This window comes from Streptomyces sp. adm13(2018) (genome assembly GCF_008042145.1).
Taxonomy (GTDB): Bacteria; Actinomycetota; Actinomycetes; order Streptomycetales; family Streptomycetaceae; genus Streptomyces.
Genome location: NZ_RDBH01000158.1, coordinates 1 through 6,732, shown reverse-complemented (window position 1 = coordinate 6,732; position 6,732 = coordinate 1). Strand labels below are relative to the sequence as shown.

Here is a 6,732-nt window from a genome sequence, read left to right as displayed (position 1 = left end):
ATCCCACCCCGCGGGCCCCCGGTCCCGAATCCCCCGGCGGCTGGAAGGGGTTCCCTCCGGCGGGGGAACCGCACGGGGGAGGCAGGAGCCGTGCAGATTCCGTCCAGGGCCCGCCGTCCGGTGGCGGGTAACGTGCGCCCGCTTGTGCCCGCCCTCGACCGGAGGCCGCGGGAGCGAAAGGAGTCGCAGGTGGACGAGACGGCGGGCTGGCCGGCCCTGGACGGCATACGAGTCCTCGATCTCTCACGGCTGCTGCCCGGGGGATTCGCCACGGTGCTGATGGCCGACCTCGGTGCCGACGTGGTCAAGGTGGAGAGCCCGGACGGCGGCGACTACGGCCGGCTGGTCGATCCGGAGACGTTCGCCGCGCTCAACCGCAACAAGCGCTCCCTCGTCCTGGATCTGCGCGAGCCGTCCGAACGGGAGACCCTGCTGCGGCTGGTGGAGCGCAGCGACGCCGTCGTGGAGAGCCACCGTCCCGGCGTCCTCGACGCCATGGGCCTGGGCTACGAGCGGCTGCGCGAGGCCAACCCACGGGTGGTGCTCTGCTCCATCACCGGCTTCGGACAGGACGGACCCTACGCCGCCCGACCCGGCCACGACCTCAACTTCCTCGCGCTGTCCGGCTTCTTCGCCGTGCCCCACCGCCCCGGCGAGCGCGTCGACCGGGTGGGCCTCAGGATCGCCGACCTCGCCGGAGCGATGTACGCGGCCCTCTCCACCGCGGTCGCGGTCGCCTCGGCCCGCGCCACCGGCCGCGGCCAGCACCTCGACGTGTCCCTGCACGAGGCGGCCGCCGCCTGGGCCGGTCCGCTCGCGCTGCCCCTGCGCACGCTGTCCGACCCGGCCGAGAGCCCTCTGGTCACCGGCGACAACGACGTGTTCACCGCCGCGGACGGCGGCCGGATCGCCCTCGCGACCTTCGAGGACAAGTTCTGGCTGACCTTCCGCAAGGCCTTCGCCGGCGAGTTCCCCGAGCTCGACGACGACGCGTACGACCGCCGCACGGCGCGCACCCGCGCCCGTGGACGGATCCGGGAGCTCCTCACCGGTGTCTTCGCCCGCCGCGACCTGGCCTGGTGGTGCGCCGCGCTCGCCGCCCTGGACCTGCCCTGGGCGCCGGTGTACGAGACCGCCGACGCGTTCCTCGCCGACGCGCACGTCGCCGCCCGCGACCTCGTCGGGACGCTGCCGGGATCGGCGACCGAGGAGCCGCGCCGACAGGTCCGCTTCCCCGTCCTGTTCGGCGCGGGACTGGACTCGCTGCGCGGCGCCGCCCCCGGGCACGGCGAGCACACCGCCGAGATCCTCGCGGAGCTGGTCGGATGAGCGGGCACGGCACGTTCGCGGAGAGCGCCGAGCACCGGGCACTGCGGGAGGCCGTCGCCGCGTTCGCACGCGGCCGGGGCGACGGCGGTCCCGACCCGCGCACCCCGGGAGAGCTCTGGACGGAGGCGGGACGGCTCGGCTACCTCGGGGTCAACCTCCCGGAGGAGTACGGCGGCGGGGGCTGCGGCATCAGCGAACTCGCCCTCGTCATGGAGGAGTTCGGCGCGGCCGGCAACCCGCTGCTCATGCTGGTGGTGTCGCCCGCCATCTGCGGCACGGTCATCAGCCGCTTCGGCACTCCGGAACAGAAGCGCCGCCTGCTGCCCGGGCTGGCCGACGGCTCCTCCCGGATGGCCTTCGGCATCACGGAGCCGGACGCCGGGTCCAACTCCCACCGGCTGACCACCACCGCCCGCCGCGACGGCACGGACTGGCTGCTCACCGGCCGCAAGGTCTTCGTCTCCGGGGTCGACGAGGCCGACGCCACCCTGGTCGTGGGCCGGACCGAGGACGCCCGGACCGGCCGCCTCAAACCCTGTCTCTTCGTCGTCCCGCGCGACGCCCCCGGCTTCTCCCACCGCGAGATACCGATGGAACTCAGTGCTCCCGAGAAGCAGTTCGAACTCGTCCTGGACGACGTGCGACTGCCCGCCGACGCGCTCGTCGGCGAGGAGGACGCGGGACTCCAGCAGCTCTTCGCCGGACTGAACCCCGAACGCGTCATGATCGCCGCGTTCGCCGCCGGCCTCGGCCGGTACGCCCTGGACAAGGCCGTGGACTACGCCCGCACCCGGCAGGTGTGGTCCGCCCCGATCGGCGCCCACCAGGCCGTCGCCCACCCGCTCGCCCGGCTCCACATCGAACTCGAACTCGCCCGGCTCATGACCCGCAGGGCCGCCGAACTCTACGACGCGGGCGACGACATGGCCGCCGGCGAGGCCGCCAACATGGCCAAGTACGCCGCCGCCGAGGCGTGCGCCCACTCCGTCGACCAGGCGATCCACACCCTGGGCGGCAACGGTCTGACCACCGAGTACGGACTCGCCTCCCTGCTGACGCTCTCCCGGGTGGCGCGGATCGCCCCGGTGAGCCGGGAGATGATCCTCAACTTCGTCTCGCACCACACCCTGGGGCTGCCGAAGTCGTACTGATCCAGGGCCGCAGGACGACCGTGGCCCCCGCCGGTGATCCGGCGGGGGCCACGGTCGTGGGGGTGCCGGGCGCGGTGGGGGACCGCGAGCGGCGGAGGGCCGTACGGCGGGGGACGCCGTACGCCCCGGTTCATTGCGGCAGGGAGAGGCCGACGCCCCGCTCGACGGCGCGCGCGTACACGGCGGCGGCCAGCGCGATGTCCTGGACGCCCATGCCGAAGGGGTTGATCACCACCCGTTCGTCCTCGGCGACCGTACGCGGGTAGTCGCCGGCGAACAGCTCCGGCAGGGAGGCGTCCACCGACCGCCCGCCCGCGGGGGCGGCCGTCCCCGGGCCGGAGACGCGGCCGGCCCGGGCCAGTCTGCCGAGCAGCCGGTGGTCGTCGTCGACGACCAGGTCCCAGTCGTCGACGAACAGGTGGTCGCAGCCCAGCAGCAGGCTCTCGGCCGCGTCGTCGAGGGACACGTTGACGAAGGTGCCGCCCGCCGGCACCCACTCGAGCTCCACGTACGGCTCGGTGGTCGTCGTCACCGCGACCGTCACCTGGGCGCGCTCGACGGCGGAGCGGGCGTCCGGGGTCACCGTGACGGCGACCGCCGGGTGTGCGGCGCGCCAGCGTGCGGCGAGCTCCTCGGCCCGGTCCGCGTCCCGGTCGTGGACGATCAGCTCCTCGACGCCGGGGCAGGCGCTCACCAGGAGTTCACGGTGGACCTCCGCCTGCCGGCCGCAGCCGAGGAAGGCCACCCGCCGGACGGTCGCCAGATCGCGCACGGCGCGCAGCGCCGCGATCGAGACACCCGCGGTGCGCAGCGCGCTGATCCGCCCGCCCTCCATGATGCAGACCGGTCGCGCCGTCTCCGGGTCGTCGAGGACGACCAGCCCGGCGGCGCGCGGCCGGCCGAGGAGGTGGTTGCCCAGCGAGGCGTTGATGATCTTGCAGCCGTAGGCGCCGTCCGCCCAGCCGGGCAGGACCAGGCTGCGCGCCGACGCCCCGGACGGGGTGGTCCAGCGCAACGCGGCCTCCGGGGTGAGCCCCGCCTCCTTGCGCCGGTAGGCGAGGAGCGTGTCGCGCGCCAGGTCGGCGACGGGCAGCCCGTCGCAGAGCCGGGCCACGTCGGCGCTGTCCAGATAGGTGAGCGTGTCGTCGTGCGGTGTCATCAGTGCGTTCCCTTCCAGGGGTTCGGCGGTCTCCACGGGTGCTTCGGGGCGGGCGCGGCGGGTCCCCCCGCCCGCACCCGGTCCAGCAGGCCCAGCGCCGCGCGGATCTCGCCCGCGCACCCCGGACCGCCGTCCGCGGGGGCCTCGCGCAACTGCGGGTACTTCTCGCCGCTGTCCGGACAGACGCAGGCGATCTCCCGCAGCGACGGGTCGCCGAGCGCCCGGGAGACGGCGGCGAGCACCGCGGCGCCGCCGCTGCCGCCGAGGGAGATCCCGGTCCGCCGGGCGATCAGCACACAGGCCGCGGCGGCCGCCTGGTCCGTCAGCCGCACCACGTGGTCGACGTGGCGCGGCTCCACGAAGCCCGACACCTGTCCGGAGCCGAAGCCCATGAGCTTGAACGGCCGGTCGGCGGGGGCGCCGCCGAGCGCCGAGGAGCCCACCGCGTCGACCGCGACGACTCGGGTGTCCGGGGCGTGGTCGCGGAAGAACCGCGCGATGCCCGCCAGCGTGCCGCCGGTCGACACGGCCACGGCGACCGCGTCGAACCGGCCCTCCGGCGCGGCCTTCACCAGCTCCGCGGCGGTCTGCCACTCGTGCACCCCGGGGTTGGCGGGGCTCGCGTACTGGTCGGTCCACACGGCGTCGGAGCCGGCCGAGACGATCGCGCGGACGGCTTCGAGCCGTGCCCCGAGGGTCCGGCCGCCCGGCACCTCGCGTACGGTCACGACATCGGCGCCGTACGCGCGCATCCGCGCGACGCTGGCCGGCGGCGTGCTCGGCTCCACGACCAGGGTGCACCGGTAGCCGCGCTGCGCGCAGAGGCCGGCGAGCGCCACGCCCAGGTTGCCGGAGGTCGACTCGACCACCCGCATCCCCGGACGCAGGGCCCCGCTCGATTCCAGGGCGTTCAGCAGGGCCTCCGCCGTGCGGGCCTTGATCGATCCGAAGGGGTTCTCGGCCTCCAGCTTCAGCCAGATCCGCACGGTCCGGTCGCCGACCGGGACGACGACCGGCCGCAGGGGCGTGTCGCCGATGGCCGCCAAGGGCGCGGCGGGAACTGTGGTTCGGGTCATGGTGCTCAGTCCTTGAGGCTGTCGACGCGGGCCGTCGGCTGCTGCCGCACGGGCGGGACGGTCCGCTGGGGACCGATGTCGGCGAGGTCGTAACCGTGCGGGTAGCCCGGGTACGTCCGCGCGGTCGGCCGGGTCATCAGCCGGGCCATCAGCCGCGGCGCGACGCGCTCGGCCCCCGCGTGTCCGCGGAGCCCGGCGCGGTGGACCACCCGCGCCCAGCGGGGCGGGGCGGACATGCCGAGGGCGTCCAGCGCGGGCGCGTCCAGCCGGCACGGCAGGGTGGCCGCGACCAGGTCGCTGACCGGGCGCCGGTACCAGGAGGCGTACAGGCCCAGGATGTTGGTGCCGACGCGGTGGTTGCTCGCGGCCCGCTGGAAGCGGGCCCGCTCGTACTCGCGGTTGAACCGCTCGAACGAGTCGTAGTTGGTGGGGAGTTCGCGGATGTTCATCCGCTTGCCGACCCCGGTGAAGAAGTAGAAGGCGGCCAGCCGCTCCGTCTCGGAGGTACGCCGCCAGGCCCAGCGGTCGATCCAGCGCACCGGCTCGAGGATGAAGGTCGACAGGACGTACAGCATGTCCTCGTTGGCGATGTCGAACCTGCGGTGCGCCTGGTTGATCTGCCGGATCGCCTGGTGCCCCCGCGGGGAGTCGTAGCCCCCGCGGACCAGTTCGCCGAGCAGGATACGGGTGTCGTCGTACCGCTTCTGGGCCCGCAGGGCGAACTCGCCGCTGCCGTCCAGGACGTCGGAGATGGCGGGCACGCAGCAGGTGCGCCAGATGGCGACCTCGAGCCCGCGGCCGTAGTCCCAGGGGAACTCGCTGTCGGAGGATATGCGGTGGATCTCCTGGTGGTCCGCCTTGGGGTCGAGGGTCTCCAGATGTCTGAGTGTCGCGTAACGGTCTCGCATGCGTACCCCGTTCACGGTGGGTCACGGTGGGTGAAGTGGGTGCAGGACGCGCGCCTACAGCGGGGTGGAGCCCGCGGTGCTGGTGACCTCGGGCCGCGTGGGGTCGAACCGCAGGGTCTCGAAGCGCCACTGGAGCTGGCCGGTGAGCCAGCTCCGCAGCCCCGCGACGTGGCGCTCCAGGCGGTCCGCCGGGAGGAGGGCGCGCTGGGCGGGCGTCAGGTGCTCCGCGAAGGAGGAGCTGAGCGCGGTGAACCGGTCGAAGCGGCCCTGGACCATCTCCCCGACGGCGTCGGCGGCGGTCTGCAGGTCCGTGCCGTGCGCGTGCCGGTGGACCAGGACCAGGTTGTGCGGGTCGCCGAGCAGGGCCTCCTTCTCGCAGCTGAACAGGTCGTTGGTCCACAGGTCCGCGTCGGACAGCGCCGCGTTCATCTCGGCGAAGGCCGGGAGCTCGTAGATCTCCTCCGGCACCTCGAAGTGCGTGGTGACCTCGATGAGGTCGAGGTACGGCATGAGTGCGCGGCCGCGGTGGGCGATGTACTCGTCCAGCCCGGGGACGCGGCCCGTGAGCCGGTTCTCCGACTCCCACACGCAGGTGTCGAAGAAGGCCCCGATGTGGGCGGCGAGGCGCCGGCGCCAGGTCGGCGAGGTGAGGGGGGCGGTGCGGCGCCACAGGTCCGCGTAGGCGGGGCGGAACACCTCGGTGAGGGAGTGCGCCGCCGGGCCGGCGTCGTCGTCGACGGAGCCGTCCTCGGTGAACCAGCCGAGCACCTCGTCGCAGACCGCGCGGAGCCGCTCCGGCTCCGTGCCGAGGGAGGTCTCGTCGAACTGGTCGTCCAGGACCAGCATGCAGCTGATCCAGTCGGTCACGAGCTGGAGCTCCTCCGCTCCGGAGTGCGGGTACGCCCTGCCCATCAGGGTGCCGAGCAGGGAGCGCTCGTGATGGCGGCGGGCGGCCTCGTCGGGGGCGAGGCCGAAGCGGGCCACGAAGGCCCGGGTTCCCGCCTCCGCCCGGTCGGCGAACGGACTGAGCTCCGGAGGGAACTCCGCTTGGAGGTGCGGCATGCGCAGGGACACGGTGTCACCCGTCGTTTCGAGTCGAGGTGCGGGGA

General features: G+C 74.1%; 6 protein-coding genes. 2 read left to right on the top strand and 4 right to left on the bottom strand.

Features of this window, described 5'->3' with window-relative positions:
* The first annotated feature begins 189 nt into the window (after positions 1 to 189).
* Both EAO70_RS34975 and EAO70_RS34970 read left to right on the top strand, forming a co-directional pair.
* Positions 190 to 1,329 (top strand): CaiB/BaiF CoA transferase family protein, encoded by a 1,140-nt coding sequence (locus EAO70_RS34975; protein ID WP_148006842.1) that lies wholly within the window; start codon positions 190 to 192, stop codon positions 1,327 to 1,329.
* On the top strand, positions 1,326 to 2,480 hold the full coding sequence (locus tag EAO70_RS34970) for an acyl-CoA dehydrogenase family protein (protein WP_148006841.1): 1,155 nt from the start codon (positions 1,326 to 1,328) through the stop codon (positions 2,478 to 2,480). Before EAO70_RS34975 ends, EAO70_RS34970 begins: the two co-directional genes overlap by 4 nt.
* Positions 2,481 to 2,610: 130 nt before the next feature.
* Here the strand turns inward: EAO70_RS34970 and EAO70_RS34965 are convergent, their stop codons facing one another.
* The 4 genes from EAO70_RS34965 to EAO70_RS34950 form a co-directional block, all read right to left on the bottom strand.
* On the bottom strand, positions 2,611 to 3,639 hold the full coding sequence (locus EAO70_RS34965) for an ornithine cyclodeaminase (RefSeq protein ID WP_148006840.1): 1,029 nt from the start codon (positions 3,637 to 3,639) through the stop codon (positions 2,611 to 2,613).
* Complete coding sequence (locus EAO70_RS34960; protein WP_148006839.1) at positions 3,639 to 4,715, bottom strand: PLP-dependent cysteine synthase family protein; 1,077 nt, start codon at positions 4,713 to 4,715, stop codon at positions 3,639 to 3,641. Before EAO70_RS34960 ends, EAO70_RS34965 begins: the two co-directional genes overlap by 1 nt.
* Positions 4,716 to 4,720: 5 nt before the next feature.
* A complete protein-coding gene (locus EAO70_RS34955) occupies positions 4,721 to 5,623 on the bottom strand; it encodes an oxygenase MpaB family protein (RefSeq protein WP_148006838.1) in 903 nt (300 codons plus the stop codon).
* Positions 5,624 to 5,677: 54 nt separating this feature from the next.
* On the bottom strand, positions 5,678 to 6,732 hold a 1,055-nt coding region (locus EAO70_RS34950; protein ID WP_222723506.1), incomplete at its 5' end, for a terpene synthase family protein.

Excerpts from the sequence above, each read along its gene's own strand:
- EAO70_RS34970 (WP_148006841.1), top strand. The coding sequence starts at position 1,326 with ATGAGCGGGCACGGCACGTTCGCGGAGAGCGCCGAGCACCGGGCACTG.
- EAO70_RS34965 (WP_148006840.1), bottom strand. The coding sequence starts at position 3,639 with ATGACACCGCACGACGACACGCTCACCTATCTGGACAGCGCCGACGTG.
- EAO70_RS34960 (WP_148006839.1), bottom strand. The coding sequence starts at position 4,715 with ATGACCCGAACCACAGTTCCCGCCGCGCCCTTGGCGGCCATCGGCGAC.
- EAO70_RS34955 (WP_148006838.1), bottom strand. The coding sequence starts at position 5,623 with ATGCGAGACCGTTACGCGACACTCAGACATCTGGAGACCCTCGACCCC.